22 protein-coding genes and 1 pseudogene are annotated in these 20,206 nt (G+C 49.8%); 8 read left to right on the forward strand and 15 right to left on the reverse strand.

Features of this window, described 5'->3' with window-relative positions:
• Positions 1 to 55: 55 nt before the first annotated feature.
• Positions 56 to 463, reverse strand: coding sequence for a UPF0158 family protein (locus UN63_RS02735; protein WP_104485240.1), 408 nt, complete (start codon positions 461 to 463; stop codon positions 56 to 58).
• Between the two features lie 32 nt (positions 464 to 495).
• Positions 496 to 1,137, reverse strand: a complete 642-nt coding sequence (locus tag UN63_RS02740) for a PepSY domain-containing protein (RefSeq protein ID WP_104485241.1) — start codon at positions 1,135 to 1,137, stop codon at positions 496 to 498.
• 141 nt (positions 1,138 to 1,278) lie between these two features.
• Between UN63_RS02740 and UN63_RS17380 the strand changes: the two genes are divergently transcribed.
• The gene (locus UN63_RS17380) at positions 1,279 to 1,401 is read left to right on the forward strand and encodes a hypothetical protein (RefSeq protein WP_268244978.1); all 123 of its coding nucleotides are present in this window, start codon (positions 1,279 to 1,281) and stop codon (positions 1,399 to 1,401) included.
• Between the two features lie 13 nt (positions 1,402 to 1,414).
• On the opposite strand, the gene UN63_RS02745 is transcribed toward UN63_RS17380, so the two are convergent.
• Positions 1,415 to 2,317, reverse strand: coding sequence for a LysR family transcriptional regulator (locus tag UN63_RS02745; RefSeq protein WP_104485242.1), 903 nt, complete (start codon positions 2,315 to 2,317; stop codon positions 1,415 to 1,417).
• Positions 2,318 to 2,488: 171 nt separating this feature from the next.
• On the opposite strand from UN63_RS02745, the gene UN63_RS02750 reads away from it, so the two are divergent.
• The 5 genes from UN63_RS02750 to UN63_RS02770 all read left to right on the forward strand — a co-directional run bounded on the left by UN63_RS02750 (position 2,489) and on the right by UN63_RS02770 (position 7,193).
• The gene (locus tag UN63_RS02750; protein ID WP_104485243.1) at positions 2,489 to 3,298 is read left to right on the forward strand and encodes a putative hydro-lyase; all 810 of its coding nucleotides are present in this window, start codon (positions 2,489 to 2,491) and stop codon (positions 3,296 to 3,298) included.
• A gap of 16 nt (positions 3,299 to 3,314) precedes the next feature.
• Complete coding sequence (locus tag UN63_RS02755; RefSeq protein ID WP_104485244.1) at positions 3,315 to 4,094, forward strand: 5-oxoprolinase subunit PxpA; 780 nt, start codon at positions 3,315 to 3,317, stop codon at positions 4,092 to 4,094.
• The gene (pxpB, locus tag UN63_RS02760; RefSeq protein WP_104485245.1) at positions 4,091 to 4,837 is read left to right on the forward strand and encodes a 5-oxoprolinase subunit PxpB; all 747 of its coding nucleotides are present in this window, start codon (positions 4,091 to 4,093) and stop codon (positions 4,835 to 4,837) included. Before UN63_RS02755 ends, pxpB begins: the two co-directional genes overlap by 4 nt.
• On the forward strand, positions 4,834 to 5,808 hold the full coding sequence (locus tag UN63_RS02765) for a 5-oxoprolinase subunit C family protein (protein ID WP_104485246.1): 975 nt from the start codon (positions 4,834 to 4,836) through the stop codon (positions 5,806 to 5,808). Before pxpB ends, UN63_RS02765 begins: the two co-directional genes overlap by 4 nt.
• 248 nt (positions 5,809 to 6,056) lie before the next feature.
• A complete protein-coding gene (locus UN63_RS02770; protein ID WP_229793455.1) occupies positions 6,057 to 7,193 on the forward strand; it encodes an NRAMP family divalent metal transporter in 1,137 nt (378 codons plus the stop codon).
• 160 nt (positions 7,194 to 7,353) lie between these two features.
• Here the strand turns inward: UN63_RS02770 and UN63_RS02775 are convergent, their stop codons facing one another.
• The 8 genes and pseudogenes from UN63_RS02775 to UN63_RS02815 all read right to left on the reverse strand — a co-directional run bounded on the left by UN63_RS02775 (position 7,354) and on the right by UN63_RS02815 (position 13,732).
• A complete protein-coding gene (locus UN63_RS02775) occupies positions 7,354 to 7,707 on the reverse strand; it encodes a DUF1622 domain-containing protein (protein ID WP_104485248.1) in 354 nt (117 codons plus the stop codon).
• 99 nt (positions 7,708 to 7,806) lie between these two features.
• Positions 7,807 to 8,358 (reverse strand): hypothetical protein, encoded by a 552-nt coding sequence (locus UN63_RS02780; RefSeq protein WP_104485249.1) that lies wholly within the window; start codon positions 8,356 to 8,358, stop codon positions 7,807 to 7,809.
• 100 nt (positions 8,359 to 8,458) lie between these two features.
• Positions 8,459 to 8,611: pseudogene (locus UN63_RS02785) on the reverse strand (MscL family protein); the annotation flags it as partial.
• A 288-nt stretch (positions 8,612 to 8,899) separates the two neighbouring features.
• The gene (locus tag UN63_RS02790; RefSeq protein WP_104485250.1) at positions 8,900 to 9,613 is read right to left on the reverse strand and encodes an RluA family pseudouridine synthase; all 714 of its coding nucleotides are present in this window, start codon (positions 9,611 to 9,613) and stop codon (positions 8,900 to 8,902) included.
• Positions 9,614 to 9,696: 83 nt separating this feature from the next.
• Positions 9,697 to 11,103 carry a DEAD/DEAH box helicase gene (locus UN63_RS02795; protein WP_104485251.1) on the reverse strand — a complete coding sequence of 469 codons (1,407 nt, stop codon included), beginning with the start codon at positions 11,101 to 11,103 and terminating at the stop codon, positions 9,697 to 9,699.
• A 209-nt stretch (positions 11,104 to 11,312) separates the two neighbouring features.
• On the reverse strand, positions 11,313 to 11,651 hold the full coding sequence (locus UN63_RS02800) for a zinc ribbon domain-containing protein YjdM (protein WP_104485252.1): 339 nt from the start codon (positions 11,649 to 11,651) through the stop codon (positions 11,313 to 11,315).
• 223 nt (positions 11,652 to 11,874) lie between these two features.
• Positions 11,875 to 12,525, reverse strand: coding sequence for a LysE family translocator (locus UN63_RS02805; RefSeq protein WP_104485253.1), 651 nt, complete (start codon positions 12,523 to 12,525; stop codon positions 11,875 to 11,877).
• A 316-nt stretch (positions 12,526 to 12,841) separates the two neighbouring features.
• Positions 12,842 to 13,732, reverse strand: coding sequence for a LysR substrate-binding domain-containing protein (locus tag UN63_RS02815; protein WP_104485254.1), 891 nt, complete (start codon positions 13,730 to 13,732; stop codon positions 12,842 to 12,844).
• A gap of 170 nt (positions 13,733 to 13,902) precedes the next feature.
• Between UN63_RS02815 and UN63_RS02820 the strand changes: the two genes are divergently transcribed.
• Positions 13,903 to 14,925, forward strand: coding sequence for a DMT family transporter (locus tag UN63_RS02820; RefSeq protein ID WP_181068154.1), 1,023 nt, complete (start codon positions 13,903 to 13,905; stop codon positions 14,923 to 14,925).
• Between the two features lie 177 nt (positions 14,926 to 15,102).
• Positions 15,103 to 15,885 carry a transporter substrate-binding domain-containing protein gene (locus tag UN63_RS02825; protein ID WP_104485256.1) on the forward strand — a complete coding sequence of 261 codons (783 nt, stop codon included), beginning with the start codon at positions 15,103 to 15,105 and terminating at the stop codon, positions 15,883 to 15,885.
• Between the two features lie 162 nt (positions 15,886 to 16,047).
• Here UN63_RS02825 and UN63_RS16910 read toward each other — a convergent pair whose 3' ends face one another.
• The 4 genes from UN63_RS16910 to UN63_RS02840 all read right to left on the reverse strand — a co-directional run bounded on the left by UN63_RS16910 (position 16,048) and on the right by UN63_RS02840 (position 20,172).
• Entirely contained in the window at positions 16,048 to 16,743 is a 696-nt protein-coding gene (locus UN63_RS16910; RefSeq protein ID WP_146084706.1) for a hypothetical protein, read from the reverse strand.
• Between the two features lie 113 nt (positions 16,744 to 16,856).
• Positions 16,857 to 18,914 carry an AAA family ATPase gene (locus UN63_RS02830; RefSeq protein ID WP_181068155.1) on the reverse strand — a complete coding sequence of 686 codons (2,058 nt, stop codon included), beginning with the start codon at positions 18,912 to 18,914 and terminating at the stop codon, positions 16,857 to 16,859.
• Complete coding sequence (locus tag UN63_RS02835; RefSeq protein WP_104485258.1) at positions 18,911 to 19,354, reverse strand: hypothetical protein; 444 nt, start codon at positions 19,352 to 19,354, stop codon at positions 18,911 to 18,913. Before UN63_RS02835 ends, UN63_RS02830 begins: the two co-directional genes overlap by 4 nt.
• On the reverse strand, positions 19,351 to 20,172 hold the full coding sequence (locus UN63_RS02840) for a hypothetical protein (RefSeq protein ID WP_219821053.1): 822 nt from the start codon (positions 20,170 to 20,172) through the stop codon (positions 19,351 to 19,353). The genes UN63_RS02835 and UN63_RS02840 overlap by 4 nt, the downstream gene beginning before the upstream one ends.
• Positions 20,173 to 20,206: the final 34 nt, after the last annotated feature.

A 20,206-nucleotide genomic window follows, 5' to 3' on the forward strand; every position in this document is an offset into this window, starting at 1 on the left:
GGATCAGGCATTACATTTAGCGCGATATCGGCTTGTTACCTGCCGCTACAAGGGCTTAGCCGTTATCCAGCTCAATGTCGTTAAGCTCACACCATTCCCTGAGTGCCGTCTCGGTGGCCTGCGCCTCGTACTGATACCATTGGTCGAGCATGTTGCGACGTTCCAGCAGCGACTTGAAGCGACCATAGGCGCCTCTGCTCCGGAATATGTCTTCGACCTTTTCGGCATCACCCGGCAGATAATTCCAGGCAAAACGCTCGGCCAACCGTCGGCCCAGATCCAGATCCCGCTTGTCCGGCAGGCACAGATAACGGTCGGAGCCCAGATCGTCCGGCATGGGCTCGTCACAATAGGTCGAGTCGATATAGACCTGTCCCGTTTCCTTGCAAATATACGTATCGGCTTCCCCCATGGGAGCGCCGCCAATCATTTCGAATGCGTCCAGAATATCGGTGAATTTCATTAAAAAGCCGCCTTTCTTCCTATCTTGTTACGTTATGAATCGGCCTGCCGCCTGAAACACAACCTGAGGCCCACCAGTGCCATGGCCAGCAGCAAGGCCAGGCCCAGCATGCCCAGCCATCGATTGAGCGGCCCCAGCGGCAGCCATTGCAGATAATGCACCCGATACAGGCCGTTGATAAGCCGGGTATCCGCGCCCTGCTGGTGCAGAGAAAGTGTATCCCAGTTCAGGCCTATGCCCACCCCCGTACTGGTCAGCGCTTGGGTACCGGCAAGGGTTTCAATCTCGCCGTAACGGGCCGGATTGGCCGCCATGGCATCTTGCAGCAGCAAACGCAGCTGCACCTCGTCCGGCAGCACAAAGGGCGCCTGACTGCCCGGTTGCAGATGCAGCGACCGGCCTTGGCTTTTCACCAGCAAGTGCTCGCCCAGCACGGTTCTGACCAAGCGCACCTGCTGCCAGTCTGTCTTTGGGCTTACCAGCGCCGTCTGTTGCAACGGGTAGGTTTTGACCGCCAGTTGTTCATAGGCGCCCTCATAACCGGGCTTGATAAAAAACACCATGCCGGTGATCGCCCAGCCGAGCAGCGGCAGCAACAGAAGCAGCCCCAGCAGCCGATGAATTCGTCTTGTTTTGCTCATTCCGGCTCTCTTGCGATTATATTTTGATTTCATTTATGAAGGGCCAGCGATGCCGTTCCCGCCCCTTGCAATGCTTTTTACCACTGTGCGGTCGGACCGCCACAATTTATCATCTGATAAGATGCCTTCGCGATATATCCATCAGACGGTTCACGCCGGAGGCATAAAAACTCCATGACAAGCTCGATAACCCGAGTCGCTGACCATCACAAGGCCTGGCTGGTCCCGCTGCTGTGCCTGTTGTTTGGCGGCGCACTACTGGGGCTTTCTACCAACCTGGCCAAACTGGCGGGTTAAACCAACGTAACATTCAGTCTGTACACTCTGTAGCCTCATAATTATCTCGCGCCTCAATCACCAGTTTGACCGCCTGCTCAATTAACAAGCTGGCAGGCGCATTAATATACGAGACCGTAAATCGCAGTGGGCTGGGCTGCCAATCGGCCTCCAGCAGCACCAATCTGCCACTGTCCAGCTGTTCGCCTATGACCTCTCTGGGGAGTGACGCGATCCCGACACCGTTTTCTACCAGTCGAACACTGGCAGAAAGCGAACTGGCAGAATAAAAACACACCGCCAGACCTTCCCGCTGCTTAAAATGCCGGGAAATCTCATGATAGGGTGCCGTATTGCGGGCATAGGTGATGATTGGCCATTGAGCGAAGTCCTCCTGCTGCGCTTTACCCTCGTTAAGCAAGTCTCGGCGGGCGACCCAACAGAGCGGATACTCACAAATCACCCGATTAATCACCGAAGGCTCGGAAATCGGCCCCATCAACAGCGCGATATCGACATTTCGAGCCAGCAACTCTTTGCGCAGATTCACAGTGGCATCGACAATCAGCTCTACCTCTACATTCGGCAATTGCTGATGAATCAGCTTCAGATAATCCGGCAGCCAGGTATGCACCAGCGTTTCAGACACCCCGATACGCACCACTCCGGATAGCGCCTTGGAGGCATCCGCTTTATATTGCAGCTGCTCGGTATTGGCGAGGATTTTTTCCGCCAACGGCAGCAGTTCCCGCCCCTTTGCCGTAAGCGACACCACTCCCCCTTCGCGATAAAACAACGTCGTGTTCAATGCTTGCTCCAGATTGGCTATCCGTGTCGAAATCGCTGGCTGTGTGGTACACAAGTGCTCTGCCGCTTTACGAAAACTGCCCAGGTTTGCAATCCATATAAACGTTTCCAACTGCTTGAAATTCAACATGCCCACGCCTCCTTGTGTGGTAGATCCCTATATGAAACAAGAAAATACAGGATAAAAGACTTCGAGATAAATTTTTTTTATCGGATAAGCTATAAAATCACGAATAGACATTATCTCAGGAAGCCGTATTGTTACCAATTATTAACTCAGTAATTGCCAAGGAGTGGTGTGATGTTAACCTCCGGTGAACAGCCATCTGTCGAACAGCTTACCCTGTCTGCCCTTCGCGAAAAAATTCGCACCAATGCCTATACCGGCTCCACCAGCGGGCTGGCGCCAGGCTATCTGCAAGCCAACCTGGTCATGCTACCGGCCGACTGGGCCAATGATTTTCTGCTGTTTTGCCAGAAGAACCCGGTCGCCTGTCCACTGCTCGGCGTAACCGAGCCAGGTAGCCCCTTCCTTGCCGAACTCGGTACCGACATAGATATCAGTCGCGATGTACCGGAATACCAGGTGTTCTATGACGGCAGATTCGAAACCTCCGTGTCTGACCTGAGCGAACACTGGCGCGATGATCTGGTGATCTTCGTACTGGGTTGTTCTTTCTCGTTCGAAGAAGCGCTTATGCAGTCTGGCCTTACCGTCCGGAACATCGAGCAAGGGCGTAACGTGTCCATGTATGACACCCAAATTGCCTGCCAGCCTGCGGGGCGCTTTTCGGGCAACATGGTGGTATCCATGCGCCCGTTCACGCCTAAAGATGCCATTCGTGCCATTCAAATCACCAGCCGTTACCCGAAAGCACACGGGGCGCCCGTTCACTTTGGCTTTCCGGATGCTATCGGGATCAGCGATATCCACTCACCAGACTATGGTGAGGCCGTCGATATTCAAGAAGGTGAAGTACCGGTTTTCTGGGCGTGCGGCGTAACCCCCCAGAACGTCATCCGTCAGAGCAAACCGCCAGTCTGCATCACCCACGCACCGGGCAAGATGCTGATTACCGACTTACTGAACAATGCGCTGTCAGTGTTGTAAACCCGGAGGAGACGTCATGAAAATCAATTGTGATATGGGGGAAAGTTACGGTATCTGGCAAATGGGCAGTGATGAACAAGTCATGCCTTATCTGGACATGGCCAACATAGCGTGCGGTATGCATGCCTCCGACCCCACCGTCATGCTGAACACAGTCCGACTGGCAAAACAGCATCGGGTGAGTATCGGTGCTCACCCTGGCTACGCAGACTTGCAAGGCTTTGGCCGCCGTAATATCGCCATGAGCAAGGATGAACTGGCTGCCCTGTTCATCTACCAGATTGGCGCGCTGGCTGCCATTTGCACGAGCGAGTCAGTCCCGCTCGATTACGTTAAGCCACACGGCGCACTGTACAACACCATGATGAAAGACGATGAAGTCTTCATTACCCTGCTTGAAGCACTGAAACGTGTTGACCCAACCTTGCCTCTGGTCGTGATGGCGGTGCCCAATCATCAAAAATATCAGGCACTGGCTAATGAACATGGCATTACCTTGTGGTTCGAAGCCTTTGTTGATCGAGCCTATGATCAGGATGGTCGTCTGGTTCCGCGCAATGTACCCGGTTCAAGCCATCACGAGCTGGAGCAAATCCGCCAGCAAGCCCGTCAGATGATCGAAGAAGGCACCATCACCACGCTCGATGGTCAAACCATTTTCGTGCATGCCGACACCCTGTGCATTCATGGTGATGGTCCACAAGCACTGCCAACGGCAACACTGTTGCGTGAACTGCTACCAAGAAGTGCTTTTGGTGACAAAGCGGCAGCCGGTAAAGCCGGAGGTAATCAATGAGAATTACCCCAGTCAATGAAAATACGGTGATGGTCTATTTTGCCGATCGCACCAGTCCGGAAACAGCCGATAACATAGCGGCGATATGTCCCCTGTTAAGAGCGGAACTCGGTCAATATCTCATTGATATTATTCCTTCGTACACCTCTATTCTGGTGACCTTTGATCTGATTGCTATTGGCCTGCGGGATTTCAGCCGAATGCTCAAGCGGGTGCTGGCACACGCCGAACAGATGCAGCATCAGGCGGGCCTGAGCCCCATGATTGAGCTGCCGGTCTATTACGGGCCCGAAGTCTCACTGGATGCCGAAGAAATCAGCCGGCATACCGGCCTGGATTTCAAGCAGATAATCGAGATCCATGCCAGCACGGTTTACCGCGTTTATGCCATCGGTTTTGCGCCGGGTTTTGCCTATCTTGGTAACACCGATTCGCGCATTCAAATTCCACGCAAACAGACCCCAAGAGCCAAGGTGCCCAAAGGCAGCCTGGCCCTGGCCGATCAGCAAACCGCCATTTATCCCAAGTCCTCACCCGGTGGCTGGCAGATCATTGGCCGTACGCCGGTGGATCTTATCGACTTCGAGCGCGACAACCTGACCATGTTCGAGATGGGCGCCAGGGTAAAATTCAATCCAATTTCCCGAGAAGAGTTTTTAGCGCTGGGCGGTGTCATTGAAACCGATGAGTACGCCCGAGTATCCGACGCAGCTGCCACTATGCCAGTACGGGAGGTCGCATGACGTTACGTATTTTAACACCCGGTCCACTGAGCCTGATACAGGATTTAGGTCGCCATGGTCATCAGCATATTGGTGTCAGCCCGGGCGGCCCTATGGATGAACACGCCTTTTTATGGGCAAACCGGCTGCTGGGCAACCCGCTTAATGCCCCGCAGATTGAAATTGCGATCGGGCAATTCAGCTGCCAGTTCCATGCCGATACCACTATCGCCCTGACCGGGGCAGACATGAATGCGACCTTGAATGGCCAGACGGTTACCGTGTGGCACAGCCTGCGTATTCGAGCCGGTGATCAACTGTCACTAAACGGTGCTCGTCGCGGTATCCGTACTTATCTGGCCGTCAAGGACGGGTTCAAGGTAACAGATATACTCGGCAGCTGTGCCACCGTTATGCGCGATAGTCTGGGTGGCGCAGGCGGTCAGGGTGACAAATTAGCGGCTCAGGATCTGCTGCGTTATAACGTCACCTCGCCCATACCAACACGTCAGGTGCCACTGCAGTTCATACCCGAATACGGACAGGACATCATCTTGAGTGTGATCCCGGGCTACCAGTATGACAGGTTCGACAAAGCAGAACGCGAGCGCTTTTTCAGCAGTGAATATACCGTCACGCCGCAGATGGACCGAATGGGTTACCGCCTGTCAGGCGCTGCAATTCAATGCCAGACCAGCAGCCTTATCTCGGAAGGCATCGCCTTGGGCGCGATCCAGATCCCGGCTGATGGTCAGCCCATCATCCTGATGCGGGATCGCCAGACCATTGGCGGTTATCCGAAAATAGGCTGCGTTACCGCACGGGATCTGAGCACCCTTGCTCAATGTCAGCCTGGTGCTACGGTGCGGTTTATCGAGAAAGAGCTCTATCAGGCAGAAGCCGAGCGAGTGATCGAACAACACTTTTTTCAGGGATACATAGGGAAAAAACATGCCGAGAAAATCCTGAATAAAAACAACAGGCCCGGCTAATTAATGCCTGGTCACACATTAAATCAGCGCGGATACCCCATGCCCCTTCAGGGAACACCGCCAAAAACAGCAACATGCCCCCAATAAACAAGCAATAAGTTGCCCAGTGGATAAGGGCTTTTACATACAGGAGTAGAAACATGGCGTCAGAAAAAATGATATCACCGGCGAGTGGACTATCAGCGTCCACATCGTCCTCCCCCCGCACCGGATTTAACTGGTCGCTCATTATGGGGGCCGCCTTTTTGATGGCGACCTCCGCTGTCGGCCCGGGCTTTTTGACCCAGACTACCGTTTTTACCCAGACTCTTGGGGCCAGTTTTGCCTTCGTCATCCTGGTTTCTATCCTGCTGGATATCGGCGCGCAGCTGAACATCTGGCGAGTGATTGTTGTGGCGAAAAAACGGGCTCAAGACATTGCGAATGATCTTTTACCGGGCCTGGGTTTTGCCATCGCCGGTGCCGTCGCCCTTGGTGGTCTGGCGTTCAATATCGGTAACGTCGGTGGTGCAGGTATGGGAATGAACGTGTTATTCCCTTCCCTGTCGCCGGTAGTCGGTGCCGCGATCAGTGCAGTTATCGCCGTGACCATCTTCCTGCTGAAAGACGCCGGCAAGATAATGGACCGCTTCACCATCGTTATGGGCGGTGCACTGATAGCCATGACCCTGTACGTACTGCTTTCAACCGAGCCCCCCGTCGGTGAAGCACTGTACCGTGCCGTATGGCCAGAAGAGGTAAACGTAATCGCCATTATCACCCTGGTTGGCGGCACCGTTGGCGGCTATATCACCTTTGCCGGCGCCCACCGCCTGATTGATGCCGGTGTTACCGGCCAGGAAGCCTTGCCGCAAGTGAACCGCGGTTCAATTTCGGCGATAAGCCTGGCGTCTCTGGTTCGAGTAATGCTGTTTCTGGCAGCGCTTGGCGTGATCAGCCAGGGCGTAACCCTGGATCCAAGCAATCCGCCTGCGTCCATGTTCCAGCATGCTGCAGGTAATGTCGGCTACAAACTCTTTGGTCTGGTACTGTGGGCGGCGGCAATCACCTCGGTTATCGGTGCGGCTTATACGTCGGTGTCGTTTCTCAAGACATTGCATCCCTTGATTGAAAAATACTCCCGGGCCTGCATTATCGGCTTTATTGTCACCTCAACAGTCATCTTCTGTTTCATCGGAAAACCCATTGCGCTACTGATTATTGCCGGTGCGCTGAACGGTTTCATTTTGCCTGTTACCCTCGGCATAATGTTGATTGCCGCGACAAGAAAATCCATCATCGGTGACTACAAACACCCGGTCTGGATGTCAGTGTTTGGCTGGCTGATCACCATCATGATGGCAGCGATGAGCCTGTATACCCTGTACACCATGCTGTTCAAGTAACCGACGAGAACGGTTTCGTAAAAGCCAGATAAAGAGGCCCCGGACATCATGGTCCGGGGCTTTTTTTGGGTTTAGTTTAAGGGCGGCGGGATCAGTAAAAAATTGCCGACATGTTTCTTTTCAAGAAATTCGAGACTGCCAGCTCATCAGGCGCACCAGGTTAAGGGGTGTCGTTCTCGTCCGGTTGCCAGGGCCATCTTCCTTCCACTTCAAGATGAAGCGTCAGGCCAAGAAAGGTACGTATCAAGATGATCATGCCCAGCACGGCCACATTCTCCAGGGTATCCGCCACAATGACAGTGCGGATAATGTCGCCGGCAATCAGAAACTCCAGGCCCAGAATAATGGATCGCCCCAGTTGCCTGCGGTATGTGCGGTAGGCAATACCCTCGGGCAATTGCCGAAACGAACGGATAAACACAAAAGAGGAAAGCATAGATCCGACAACCACTACCAGTACCCCGACCGCCTCGATGGCGTATCCCGCGATGGATATGACTTCGGTAAATTCCATAATGTCAGCCTGTAAGCGTTGCTAATTCGGGATCCATCCAACATCGAATGGAACGGCGCCTGGCATGGCCCGGTGCCCACTCTAACGACGGGTAAGTCTTTATTTTGCCTGATGCCACTGAAACCAGAATGTTTGCCAGCCCCCGATTGGTACTAACCAAAACATTGCACCAACACCTGAAGAGCGTTGTTCGCCAATTAAAGCGCCCCCTCGGGCGCGCCTCAAGTAGAGGCGACGCTCGGCTCGGTAGCCGCCAGTTCCGTCCGCATCCTGGTCAACCATAATGGGTAAAACGAAAGCCCCTTCGGCACAGGAAAAATCGCCGTTGTCTTTCGAAAGCCGTTTTTCACCGACAATCACCTTGCCGCTGAGGGTTTCGACTCGCAGCGTATCGGAAGAATAAGCAAGAACCACAGTGTCCGTGTCTCTTGTCTCTCCACCCAGCCTGAACGCCAGCGAGTTAGCCCCGTACATCGGTAGAAACGAGTAAATGGCGAGGTTCTGATACCGTCCCGACAGGTCAGGGCATACATCATGCGAAGTGGAAGACACTGGCGGCCAACCGGCGGGATAATCTGGCGATATGCCCGTGACCGAAACGCATCCGGCCAGAAGCACCACACCAATAAAATGGGCGAGCATACTCTTCATCACGTACCTCCCACGTTCACATCAGGATCTGGACTTCAACAAGTCGCGTATTTCCGTCAGTAGTACCTCTTCCGCAGTAGGCTTGGGCGGTGCCTTTGGCGCCGCCCAGCATCAACCCTATCGGCGGCATGATCACCCCGGAAACCAGGGCAGTCACGATTTTACCGAAGGCCGCACCGATAATGATATCCACCGCCATATCAACCACATTCCCCTTCACCGCGAAGGTCTTGAATTCTTTCATCATGCTCATGGTCAAATCCCTCTCGACGTTGATGGTTATTAAATCATTTTTATTTTAAGTGCATTACGCCCTTTCCTCCTTTTTATTGCCGGTTTTCGCCGTCATGCCATCGTCACCGGCAGGGCCGTATCGATCTTATGGCCATTGCCGCCGCCGATAACGAATTCATCCTGCTCGAAGTGGCCGTTTTTCTGAACGCCAGATAAAAAAAAGCCTCGGACATAATGGTCCGGGGCTTTTATTCAGAGTCATGGGTTCAGGCCTTACATTTATCCCTCAAACAGAGCCCGTCATTATTCAGAACGGACAGGGACACTGCCCATGGAATGGTTCGCCGCTGGCAGGATGCTCGAAATATAAATCACTGGCGTGTAACAGCAAACGATCGGCCATTTGTTCACTCTGAGCGCTGTTATATAGATCACACCCAAGGATAGGGTGGCCTATTTCCAGACTATGGACTCGTAACTGATGGGTACGCCCCGTATGAGGAGTGTATTGCACCAGGCTGCGGCGCGGTTGCTCCAGCCGGTGTAACACACTGTATTCACTGATGGCTGCCTTGCCTGTGGTGTAGCAGATTTTTACCCGAGGAAAATGATTTTTATCTTTCGCGATGGGCGCGGTAATCTGCCCCCGATCGTCGGCAATCCACCCTTCCAGCAGGGCGAGATACCGCTTTTGAATGGTGCGCGCCTGAAACTGCTTGTTGAGATGCTGCGACGAGGCTGCATTCAGCCCCACCACCATGATGCCCGAAGTACCAAAATCCAGCCGATGCGGCAACTTTGCCTCCGGAAAGGCCGGCGTCACCCCTGCCTGACCGTGTACCAGACGGTAGTGAACCGAATCCCAATTGAGCGGATTTTTACCCGACAAGCTGAGCAGGCCACTGGGTTTATGGATCAACAGGATGTCGTCATCCTGATACAGAATCACCACTGGCTCGGCACAGACCGGCGCCACAAAATCATCAACAATGGTGTGAGTCGACGGGCCGAGAGCAGGCATTCAACATTCTCCGTATTGATAACCAGTGCCGCCCGCGAGTGATCTCGCCCGGCGGCACCGACCTCGGTTTTGATTAGAGGTACTTAACGGGAATATTTCTCGGCGCGCTTGCCGCGCAAGATTTTTTTCTTCGGTCCCTTGGTATTTTCAGCATTCGTCTTTTTCAGGCGTGCAGGTTTCGCCGTGGCCTTGTTACCCGATTCGACACCCGATTCACCGCCCGATCTGGCGCGGCGTGGCTTACCTTTATGCTGGCCGTTGTTTGAACCTTCCAGTTCAATAATGGTTTCACTGGCTCTGTTTGAACGCCCCGACAACACCTTCTGCGAAATACTCTTTAACAGCGAACCACGACTGGTGACTTCAAAGCCCGGCTTGACGATGCGCTTAACCTCGGTGCCAATCAGCTTTTGAATGCGCTCCAGGGTTTGCTCTTCTTCGCGACTGACAAATGAAATGGCAGTACCCAAGGCCCCTGCCCGACCCGTGCGACCGATGCGATGCACGTAGTCTTCTGCCAAATAGGGCAGGTTGAAGTTCACCACATAATCCAGACCCTGAATATCCAGACCCCGGGCAGCCACTTCAGTGGCGATCAACACCTGTATTTTGGCAGACTTGAAATCGGCAATGGCACGACGTCTCGACCCTTGGCTTTTATCGCCATGACACACGGCCGCTTCAATTTTACTCTTCTTGAGCCCGGCCAACAGACGGTCGGCCTGCTCCTTGGTGCTGGTAAACACCAACACCTGAAACCAGTTTTTCTCTTTCAGCAGCTGTTCAAACAGTTCGATTTTGCGGCTTTCTTCTACCGGATACACCGCATGCCTTACGGTATCGGCCGTACTGTTGATTTTGGTCACACGGATTTGCTGATGATTATTCAGAATTTTATGTGACAGCTCATTGACCGCGGGTGACGTGGTGGCAGAAAACAGCAAGGTTTGGCGTGTCTTTGCGGTCAGCTGCATCAACTTCAGCACATCATTGATAAAGCCCATATCCAGCATACGGTCAGCTTCATCCAGCACCACAAACTCGACGTCGCTTAAGGTTACGTTACCCAGGGTCATGTGCTCCAGCAAACGGCCGGGGGTGCTGATCACGATATCAACGCCCGCTTTTAATTTATTGGCCTGACCGCCCATTTTAACGCCACCGTAGAGCGCCGTCACACTGACCGGCAAAAACTGCGCATAAGCACCGATAGCATCGGCCAATTGCTCCGCCAGTTCACGGGTTGGCGTCAGGATCAAGGTACGCGGACGGCGTGCGACGGCTTCTTTGGGCTTATCCAGCATGCGCTGCAAGACAGGAACGGCGAAGGCGGCGGTTTTACCCGTGCCGGTTTGCGCGGTGACCTGCAGGTCTTTACCGCGACGCGCGGGCACTATGGCCTGGGTTTGTACGGGAGTCATAGCACTGTAGCCACATGCAACAAGAGCACGTTGCAGATCCGGGGCCAAATCTAAAGATGAAAATTGCATGAGAGATCCTCTGTAGAGTAGCTACAGTCAAAAAATTCGAGGGCAAATTATACAGGATTTTAGCGGTAGAAGAGAGAATTGATTGCGGTTTTGGGTAAACGGCAGCAGGCTGGTGCCTCCGGAGCCTTAGTCCTGGCACCATTGGTGATTTTACTTCAAAGACCATCACAGTATCCTGTGATAGAAGGTGACAACGACAAACTGCTGCCTCAGGCTTTTTTCACAAACTTGGCCGTCACCATCATTTCACCGGCACCGTCTACCTTGCAGTCCAGCTCGTGATCCTTGCCTTCCACGATACGTCTGATCAGCGCCTTGGTACCAATCTTCAGCACCAGAGAGCTGCCTTTGACCTTAAGATCCTTGGCCAGGGTAATCTTGTCACCGTCCTGCAGCAGAGTGCCGTTGGCATCCTTGGCGGTAAGCGCCTCGTCGTCGGCTGCGGCTACCGACGGATTCCATTCATGAGCACACTCGGGGCAGACCAGATGGTCCTGATCCTGGTATACGTATTCGGAATGGCATTTGGGGCATGGAGGTAATGACATTGGCTCTTTCTTCTTTAAAATGATTTGGGGAATATGTTAACGGGAGTTACCTGACTTATCGAGCAGATTCCGGCGAACTTCTTGTGTTACTCAATCATTCAGAAGAAAAAACACCCAATCACTGCTGATTATTTCATCACGCTGGCTGACATCTTTCACCTCGCCTTCGGTTCGACTGAGGTGTCTACTTAAACGGGGGAACTACATAGCCGGCTGGATCGATTTATGACATATCTCTACTGGCACCGGCTGAGATCGCCAATGCACCACCCAGAAAAATAAACACGCTACCTACGGTGCGGTTAACTATATTCAGATTACGTGATTTAGACAGAAACGGGCTTATTTTTGAGCCAAGGCCTGCATACATGAACATAGAGGTGCAGTCTATAACAAACCAGGTGCACGCAAGTACCATATATTGTTCAACCTGTGGTAAATCAGCATTCATGAAGCCAGGGAATAACGCGATAAAGAACAACAAGTCCTTGGGGTTACTAATGCCAACCAAAAATCCTTTCCTTAATAGCAAAGTCCATGAGTAATTGACTGATTTATTTTCACTCGGTGCATTAACCTCTACTTTTATAGCGTCGTCCTTCCAGGAACTCCAGCCTAGATAAATAAGATAGAGTGCTCCAACAATCTTGATAATAAAAAAGAGCGTTTCGGATGTGACTAAAATAGCGCCAAGGCCAACTGCTGAAATTGTCATCAACACGAGAGCTGCAACCGCCCCTCCCAAAATGGTTGGGATCGTTCTTTTATTACCAAACTTCAAGCCATCAGATACACACAACAAAGCCGAAGGCCCCGGACTGAATATTAAAATGCTAATAATACTTACATAAAGCAACCAGGTACTAAATTCCATATATATCTCATCGATTAAATATAATACTTATAATAAGTGCAAAGATTCCTGCACGGAAGAATGCTCCTGCCGTCTACAAAACACCATCCAAGACTGCCACATCGGAGTTCACTATTTGAACAGCCTCTGAGGGCGTCCGCCGGACGCTTTTGGTAACAGCGTCATCGCTACCAACCACCACATAACTGACTTTCACTGGGAATACCGTCGTTGTCTCCATCAATTTTGACATCCGGACAGCTCGATAGATAAAACCTGTCTTCTTCACATGGAACTTAACCCGCGATAATAACTCCTGTTGCGTCATGGCCCGGCTTCATAATGAGGCAAGAAGCCATGTTCTGAACACCTGCGCAGCGCGTTTAAGGGGCGAATGCGCACGATGAGCCAGATAGTCCTGCCGGCCAGATTCATAGCTAAACGAGCCAACTCGTTTCAGTGTGCCAGAGCGGAGATCATCTTTCACCATAAAGTGCCAGCCAAGTGCGATGCCAAGACCTTGCCGTGCGGCTTCGTAAGCAAGAGTAACCTGATTAAAAGTCAGCGAGTCCTGGGTTGGTTGGTATTCAACTCCAAAACTTCCGAACCATTCACTCCAGCCAATACAGTCCCATTCGGTAGAATCCAGGTCGATTAAATTCAGGCGAGTCAGATCACCCGGCTGTTGCGGCGCTTGCAGTTGCAGATCTGGATGACATACCGGATACACGGACTCCATAAACAGAGGAGCCGTTTCGAGCAGAGGCCAGTGGCCCCCGCCATAAAGTATGCCGAAGTCGTACTCCGTCACCTTTGAGGCATTGATGGCATTGTCGGATCGAATACTGACGGTAATCTCGGGATGAACCCGATTGAACGCTATCACGCGAGGAAAAAGCCAGTAGTGGGCAACCGCATGGGTCGCGATAACAGTCACGATATTGGTGTCGTGATGCTGGCGCACTCGCTCGATACCGGCCGATAACTGGAACAGCGCCGGCTGCACCGCATTCAGCAGCTCCATTCCCGCCGCAGTCAGCTCTACGCCGCGAGCATGGCGGGTAAATAATAATGTTTTAGTGTGTTCTTCCAGTGTTTTTATCTGCTTGCTGACTGCGCTTTGCCCCACATTGAGTTCGTCAGCAGCAGCGGTAAAACTCCCAAGCCGGGCAACGGACTCGAAGGCGGAAATTGAATGAATGGGCGGTAGCCGTTTCAGTTTGTTCATAGCTCCTGGCGTCTGGTTCGGGAACAATTCTGAAGAGCATTGTGCGTCAACCCACCCAGAAATAACAGCCATGCCGTGATGGCATGGCTCAAGTCGAATTTATCTCTACTGGCACCGCGCTCACTGCTCTAGAGTGCGTGACTCGATGTTTGTTGTCTCAGAGGTTGTTGATGAATCGTACAGGAGTGTTATTCGGTGCGGCGGCGGGTGCCTGCTGGGGGTTGGTGTTTCTTAGCCCGCTGGTGTTGTCCTCGTTCTCGGCATTAGAGATCGCCACCGGCCGTTTTCTGATTTATGGCGCGGCATCGCTTGTGCTGCTTGCGCCATCGTGTCGGTGGATTTGGCGCAAATTATCGCTCTCGGATGTTGGCCTGCTGTTATTGCTGGGCGCATTCGGAAATGTATTCTTTTTCGCCTTGCTGGCGGCCTCTATTCAGCAGGTGGGTATTGGTCCGGCATCACTGGTGGTGGGCATGGCACCTGTGGTGGTGGGCATGGCACCTGTGGTGGTGACACTGCTGGGAAGGTCCGATCAAGACACTCTGCCACTCACGGCCCTTGCCGGGCCGCTGTTATTGATTGTGATCGGAATTCTGTTCATCAATGTTGACGTATTGAGCACCGCAGGGCAGCAGTCTCAGCCGATTGGCGACTCACTGGCAGGTCTGTTACTGGCCTTTGGTGCACTTGCCAGCTGGAGCCTGTTTACCGTATTGAATGCTCGGGCATTGAAACGTAAAACCGAGATATCGAGCGGGCTTTGGTGTTATCTAACGGGAGTCAGTGCGGGTATCTGGGCCCTGGGGCTAGCGGCGGTCTTGTGGTTGACTCGCTCGCCCTTCGAACCTGCTGGCGCTGTATTCGATGGCAAAGACTGGCACCTGTTTTGGGTCGTCAGCCTTGCCGTGGGTGTAGGTGGGTCACTGATTGCCAATATGTTCTGGAATAGCGCTTCGCGGCGCTTGCCCCTGTCTTTGACAGGGCAGGTTTTCGTATTCGAACCGGTGTTCGCGCTGCTGTATGGCTTTGTTTATGGCAGTAGGCTACCCAGACCTGTAGAGGCAGTTGCCATTGTATTGCTGGTATCAGGGGTGCTGTGGGCCATGAAGAAGTACAGTCAGCAAAGTCGGCATGCCCTTGCTCCTGCATCATCATCAAAAACACCCAGCCCGCCACTCGCGGACGTTAGCTGATGCCGCAGCCAATAACAGAACCGCAATAATCACCAAGAAACAGATAATATCGAGATCGGCGTCTGATTACAGAAGTTTCCACTTGACACCTCTCTTGCTGTGGAATTACTGTCTTCTGACGTTAGATTCGATGGCGCTAAAGCCATGATCAGGGATATCCCACACAAGGAGTAAATGATGGGAAAGAATGTTTTGAACGTCGCGCTGTTGGGCATGGCCTTAACCGCCGCCGGTAGTGCCGTGGCCAAGGACTGGAAGGAAATTAAATTCAGTGTCGAGGGTGCCTATCCGCCGTTCAGCTATACCACCACCGACGGCGAGCTGAAAGGATTTGAAGTGGATCTGGCCCGTGCGTTGTGTGAGGAATTACAGGTAACCTGCACCATTCGCGCCCAGGACTGGGACGGCATCATCCCTGCCCTGCTGTCGCGTAAAAACGACGCCATTATCGCCGCCATGACCATCACGCCCGAGCGTGAAAAGAGCGTGTTGTTCACCATTCCCTATGCAAGAGTGCCAACCCGTTTCGTCACCAAGGCAGAGCGGGAAATTGAATTCAGCAACGAAGGCATGGACGGTCTCAAGGTTGGCGTGCAGCGCGCCACCATCGGCGACAAGTACCTTGCCGCCCAGCATCCGGATGTTGATGTGGCCCGCTATGGCACTTTCGATGAAGCCTTTATGGATTTGCGCTCCGGGCGAATAGATACCGTCTTTGGCGGTGCCATCGGCCTGCAGAGCGGCCTGCTGGATCAGCCCGGCGGCAAAGACTTTCACTTTTCCGGCCCTTCCTTCACCGAAGAAAAATGGTTCGGCAGAGGCATCGGCATTGCCGTGCGCAAGCAGGATACTTCACTGGCCGAGCTGCTGAACAAGGGCATTCTGGCGCTGCGCGAAAAAGGCATTCATCAGCAGATTGCCAGCAACTACTTCCCCTACGACATCTACGGCGTGGAATAAGTACTAACGCCATACCTGGCGTGGCCGCCGGTTTGGCAGCCACGCGTTGATGCATAACGCCCGCATAAAACGAGCCGAATACGGAAGTTGCTTTGTTGTAAGTTAGAGCGAAGCGGAAACACAAAGCAACTGGAGTGTTTGGCGTCGTTTTTAATGCGTTTGTTATGTTCGCTTACCCATTGACTCCTGAACCTCTGCACGAGAATCCTCGAATGAAGGTCGAAAATGTGGATTAAACCCGTTATCTAACGTCATTGAGATTGTATCCAAATGTGAGCAAATATAACTATCTAATGTGGTGAATACACGCGCAAGTTGTGATTTGTAGTTTTCCATAGATAAAGCTTCATCAAGAGCTTTTAATGAATGCAGTTGAGCATTGATAGCACGCCATGATGAAAAAAGACTTTCGTAGCAAATCAAGAAATCAAATGATCGCCGGCCAAACTCTTTAACGATTAAATCAGGGTCTTCGCTACCCTGACAATGAGTGTGAACAGAGCAAAATACTGCGGCATGATTGCTTAGTATACTATTTAGAGTTTTGTTATCCATTGTTGATATTTTTCGACTCAGCTCCGACTTAACTACTGCTGAAAAAAATGAAATATCTGATTCAATTTTCTGTAATTTTAATGTGTCGAGAGTATATTGCTGCTGCTTTTGATGAGCTTTGAGTTGAATGTAAATAAAACCAATAGAAATAACAGTAACTATCGGCCCTAATATTCCACCAAAGAAGCTTCCCATTTCAGCCCACTTAGCATGATCATCCCATAGGCCGAACCCAAATTGATTCGTATATAGGAAGATTGGAACAAGTAAAGCTAAAACAAAGATGATGCTTAAAACTTTCAAATGCTTACCCTAGAACATAACGCCCGCCTCAACTGCCGGAGGCTACTTTCGCCTTTTGTGCGGCTTTTTGCACAGAAGGTGACAGTGGCCGAAGGTCAGGTTGCAGGCGCTTGTTATGGCATTTGACTCACAGGTTTCAAAAGCTTGTAGCCGCACTCTATTAAGTGATGATTTACTCCGAGCACAGACTCATCAAATACTTCATCACTCTCATCAAAAGATGCAGCCACAATACCTTGAATATTTCGCTGTTTAGAGATATTCGTTAAAAGTGCATTTACACTTGTGACCCCCATAGAATGCTGACCTGGCTCATCCAAAAGAACTAATCCAGGGTGATTCCCGCCTAACTCTTCTGAAGCCGAATATACTGCTAGTAAGTAAGCCCAGATGAGCCTCACAAAGTCACTTGCTGAAGAATCAGATTTTATATCCGTATTTACTTCTCTCAATTCCAGCCCTGCCAAATATGGAAATAATGTGTCTCTATTTATTTCTATATCTGAAGTTGGCGCACTCTTATAGCCAAAAAGGCTCGCATAGCTTCGGAAATGATTCTGAAATTTATTATATTTCTTGACATCCTCAGCAGATGATTTTCGTTCCGGCAATCCTGCTAACTTGGCCTTAATATTCCGAAACTCATTGCTGAAATTTACTAGATTATTGACCGAACTGTTTATGATCCTTTCTGCTTTTAAGAGGCTTTCTACTTTAAGCTCAAGTTGTAGTTTAACTCTTAAGTCAGCCTCTTCTGCATTGCCAGATAATCGTATCTGCTTTTTAAAACTCAAGCATACTGCACGCTTATCAGAAACATTTTCTGAATATTCACGAGCTTGAGACTCTAATTTTGTAATTGTTTTTTCTAACCCTAAAATATACCTAGATACCATCTTTTTCTGACTATCGAGGTACCTTACATTTTCGTCAATACTCATCGGTTGTATAAGGGTATCTGCTAAAAACAAGGAGTCATCTACGTGTTGATGACAAGCCGGACAACTATCAAGCGCAAGGCTCAAACCACTCTCGGCACCAAAATTTTTGAGTTTTTTAGCAATCTTGTTTTTTTCTAAGTCTTTTTCTATTTCTGATCTAAGTGATAAATACTCATTCAGCCTTGATTTGGAAAGCCGAATCTCCGCATTAGCGGAATCAAGCATAGAAACTAGCTGGTCTAATTCTGCTTTTGAACTCTCATATGCCTCTATCAAATCGATAGAAACATCATCTCTTGTTTTATTCTCAGCCTCGTCAATAGCCTCAATTTTTCTTATCAATTCAACAATGTAATTACTTAGCGCAAAGGTAGCATCTCCAACTTGCTTCGTAATTCTGACTAGTTGTGGGTCAAACATATCGTCTGCTGTGCGTTTAATACCTATCACATTGATAGACTGGTCCTCTTCCAGCAATCCAATTTTAACCTTCTCCTCCGACCATTTTGATTGAATATTAGTCAAGTCTGACATCAAAGTGGATTTGAGTCTTTCGTTTTCGAAAACATCCAACCCCAGAATAAATTCAACGATTTTTGTTCTCACATCACGGATAGCGTAATAGGGTGTATTAGCTATGTAATCAGTCCACCCTCTCTTTTGCTCAATTAGGAGAGCTGAAAAAATAGTTTGAATATAGAGTTTTACCTCACCACCATTGGCACCAGGAACGAAAGGAAGACTTAAACCGACGAAATTCTCAAGGAATGTAAAATACCCCGATTCAGCGTTCTGTGCTGAGCCTTTATCATGCAAATACTTAGGAGATATATCAAATTCTCGATTTTTTCCCGAAAGATAGTCCCCATGTATAACTTCGATTAGTTTCGTATCCTTATCAGTAGAGTTAATCGCTCTTTTTAAAGTTACAACATCACTATTTTTATTTGAGATCTGTAAGTAAACATAAGATGATACTATCCTTATCTTATCCTTCTTTTCACTTTCAACATATTTCTTCAACGCATAAGGCAAGGTCTTTTCACCTTTCCCGCCAAGAATTTCCTCCATGCCAAGAGAATAGATAAGAGAATTAACCAATGTGCTTTTGCCAGAGGAATTATTGCCGCGTACAATATTTAATCCAGATTTAAATTCACATTCAAAACCGTATTCACCGCCGGTCGTATTGAGAACTATTTTAAATTTCTCTAGGTGCAAACCAATCATTCCCATTCCTTAATAATATTTTCCACCATGCCTTCAGTTATTTTCGAACCTATTGACTGAAGAAAAAAGTAATCATCTTTGAAAGCCATCTCACTATCAATTTCTGAAACGTATTTGGCGCCATCTTGAGTTAACTTATATGAAAGTCCAGACTTACTAATCAGCCCCTCAGCTTCAGCATACTGAAGTGATATATTGACTGCTGGATCAACCCCCCATACCCCAAATAAAATTTGGTTTTGGTTCGCCGACTCTAACAACATTTTCTTTCTTATCTCATCTTTCAAAACCCAGCTGAATAAATGTAGTCGAATTAGGCTAGACTTCTTTCCTCGTGATGAGAGATATAATACCAGTAATAGTTGAGTAATTTTATAGATAGGCCTATGCTCAACCATAAGAGGCATAGGCTTTCTGTGAAATGTAAGTTTACTCATCATTCAATACCTAACGGACACAATGCAATCCATTTTGACGTCATTTGATCAGCTATCCGGTATATCTCAGCCTCTCCTAAAGTAGGTGTTGCCTCACTTAATCTTTGGGCTAATTCGTCTCGAACCTTAGATATCAATTCTTCAGCATCCCCGCGCCAAGTTATACACAACTCTTCTACTTCACTTTCGTACTGATTTATTGCTCTCAACACGTGAAAGTAGATTTCCGAAGCGTTTTTCTCTATTTCTTTTAGGAATGTATCATTTTTTAGCCATTTATTTGATGTTATGCGATTCAATTTTAGATGCTTTTCTTCATCTAAAGCCCCATTGAATGTACAGCGAACTTTATTCTTCTTGCTAATATTTTTTTCATATTCTGAGACTTCTTGTTCTTCTGCTTGGCTTTCTAATTCTAATGCGGAAAAAAGAGTAATTTTTTTCCCTTTCGCTGTTTGTATTGCGTTAATTTCCGTAGCAAAATAATCAGCGTCTTGCAGAATAACTTTGAATTCAGGGTCTATAATGGAGAGCCCCCATGTGACAACCTCTACTTGCTTCGTTTGCGCATGACTTAGCAATTTATTGTCGGTGATTAGCGGAGTAACGAAAACCCACTCCCTAATTTTCGTATTACCCATTCGACGAGATATTTCATTTTCGTAGGCTCGAAGCTTCTCAAGGTCCTTAGTTATTTTGTCTCTCTGCTTTTCGTACAATTCTTTTTGAGTGTAGTGGGTATCGGGGCAATAACACTGAAATGCCACGCCGTCTAATTTCGTAAAGCCTTCGATCCCGAAATCACCAGGGGATGCAACCATCTCTTGGTATTGTTGATCTTTATAAGTAATACGG

The organism is Oceanisphaera arctica, assembly GCF_002936955.1.
In the GTDB taxonomy this organism is placed as follows: Bacteria; Pseudomonadota; Gammaproteobacteria; order Enterobacterales; family Aeromonadaceae; genus Oceanimonas; species Oceanimonas arctica.

Excerpts from the sequence above, each read along its gene's own strand:
- UN63_RS02765 (WP_104485246.1), top strand. The coding sequence starts at position 4,834 with ATGACGTTACGTATTTTAACACCCGGTCCACTGAGCCTGATACAGGAT.
- UN63_RS02840 (WP_219821053.1), bottom strand. The coding sequence starts at position 20,172 with ATGGTTGCATCCCCTGGTGATTTCGGGATCGAAGGCTTTACGAAATTA.
- UN63_RS02830 (WP_181068155.1), bottom strand. The coding sequence starts at position 18,914 with ATGATTGGTTTGCACCTAGAGAAATTTAAAATAGTTCTCAATACGACC.
- UN63_RS02820 (WP_181068154.1), top strand. The coding sequence starts at position 13,903 with ATGAATCGTACAGGAGTGTTATTCGGTGCGGCGGCGGGTGCCTGCTGG.
- UN63_RS02815 (WP_104485254.1), bottom strand. The coding sequence starts at position 13,732 with ATGAACAAACTGAAACGGCTACCGCCCATTCATTCAATTTCCGCCTTC.
- UN63_RS02780 (WP_104485249.1), bottom strand. The coding sequence starts at position 8,358 with ATGAAGAGTATGCTCGCCCATTTTATTGGTGTGGTGCTTCTGGCCGGA.
- UN63_RS02745 (WP_104485242.1), bottom strand. The coding sequence starts at position 2,317 with ATGTTGAATTTCAAGCAGTTGGAAACGTTTATATGGATTGCAAACCTG.
- UN63_RS02775 (WP_104485248.1), bottom strand. The coding sequence starts at position 7,707 with ATGGAATTTACCGAAGTCATATCCATCGCGGGATACGCCATCGAGGCG.
- UN63_RS02770 (WP_229793455.1), top strand. The coding sequence starts at position 6,057 with ATGGCGACCTCCGCTGTCGGCCCGGGCTTTTTGACCCAGACTACCGTT.
- pxpB (WP_104485245.1), top strand. The coding sequence starts at position 4,091 with ATGAGAATTACCCCAGTCAATGAAAATACGGTGATGGTCTATTTTGCC.
- UN63_RS02750 (WP_104485243.1), top strand. The coding sequence starts at position 2,489 with ATGTTAACCTCCGGTGAACAGCCATCTGTCGAACAGCTTACCCTGTCT.
- UN63_RS02755 (WP_104485244.1), top strand. The coding sequence starts at position 3,315 with ATGAAAATCAATTGTGATATGGGGGAAAGTTACGGTATCTGGCAAATG.
- UN63_RS02800 (WP_104485252.1), bottom strand. The coding sequence starts at position 11,651 with ATGTCATTACCTCCATGCCCCAAATGCCATTCCGAATACGTATACCAG.
- UN63_RS17380 (WP_268244978.1), top strand. The coding sequence starts at position 1,279 with ATGACAAGCTCGATAACCCGAGTCGCTGACCATCACAAGGCCTGGCTG.
- UN63_RS02805 (WP_104485253.1), bottom strand. The coding sequence starts at position 12,525 with ATGGAATTTAGTACCTGGTTGCTTTATGTAAGTATTATTAGCATTTTA.
- UN63_RS02825 (WP_104485256.1), top strand. The coding sequence starts at position 15,103 with ATGGGAAAGAATGTTTTGAACGTCGCGCTGTTGGGCATGGCCTTAACC.
- UN63_RS02735 (WP_104485240.1), bottom strand. The coding sequence starts at position 463 with ATGAAATTCACCGATATTCTGGACGCATTCGAAATGATTGGCGGCGCT.
- UN63_RS02795 (WP_104485251.1), bottom strand. The coding sequence starts at position 11,103 with ATGCAATTTTCATCTTTAGATTTGGCCCCGGATCTGCAACGTGCTCTT.
- UN63_RS02740 (WP_104485241.1), bottom strand. The coding sequence starts at position 1,137 with ATGAAATCAAAATATAATCGCAAGAGAGCCGGAATGAGCAAAACAAGA.
- UN63_RS02835 (WP_104485258.1), bottom strand. The coding sequence starts at position 19,354 with ATGATGAGTAAACTTACATTTCACAGAAAGCCTATGCCTCTTATGGTT.
- UN63_RS02790 (WP_104485250.1), bottom strand. The coding sequence starts at position 9,613 with ATGCCTGCTCTCGGCCCGTCGACTCACACCATTGTTGATGATTTTGTG.